This window comes from Arthrobacter sp. 10N418, assembly GCF_056394725.1.
In genome coordinates this window covers 1-741 of the sequence record NZ_JBFTIK010000068.1, presented here as the reverse complement: position 1 = coordinate 741, position 741 = coordinate 1, and the positions used below count along the sequence as shown (strand labels likewise).

Annotated in this window: 1 protein-coding gene; it reads right to left on the bottom strand. The window is 70.4% G+C overall.

The window, feature by feature from the left end; genetic code table 11:
- Positions 1-741 (bottom strand): DeoR/GlpR family DNA-binding transcription regulator (locus tag AC1DCZ_RS19345; RefSeq protein ID WP_476976010.1); only part of this gene is annotated, 741 nt, incomplete at both ends.

Here is a 741-nt window from a genome sequence, read left to right as displayed (position 1 = left end):
GGTGGGGGCGAGGCGTAGGCGGCCGACGCGTTGGGCGAGGATGCGTCGGGCTTCGCCGGGGAGGTGGTCGTCGCTGATGAGTTCGTCGGCGTCTTCGAGGGCGGCGATGGTGCTGATGCCGAGGGTTCCCCATTTGGTGTGGTCGGCGAGGACGACGACGCGGCGGGCGGCGGCGACGAAGGCGCGGTCGGTTTCGGCTTCGAGGACGTTGGGGGTGGTGAAGCCGGCGTCGGCGTCGATGCCGTGGACGCCGAGGAAGAGCACGTCGAGGTGGAGTTGTTTCAGGGCGGAGGTGGCSAGGGGGCCGACGAGCGCGTCGGAGGGGGTGCGTTCCCCGCCGGTGAGGATCACGGTGGAGGGGGAGGCGCCCTGGTGGAAGACGTCGGCGATCCGGACGGAGTTGGTCACGACGGTGATCCGGGGTCCGGTGGAGAGCAGTTGGGCCAGGGCCCAGGTGGTGGTTCCGGCGCTGAGTCCGACGGCCATGCCTTCGCGGACCTGGGCGGCTGCCTCGTGGGCGATCGCGGTTTTTTCGTCCTGGAGCTGGGTGATTTTCAGTTCGAAGCCGGGTTCGTGGGTGCTGGCGCCGCCGGGGAGTTTGGCGCCGCCGTGGATTTTCTCCAGTGCGCCGGCGGCGTCGAGGGCCTCGATGTCGCGCCGGACGGTCATGAGGGAGACCCCGAGCATCCGGGCGAGGTCCGCGACCCGGACGATGCGTTCGCGCTGGACCTCCGCGAGGAT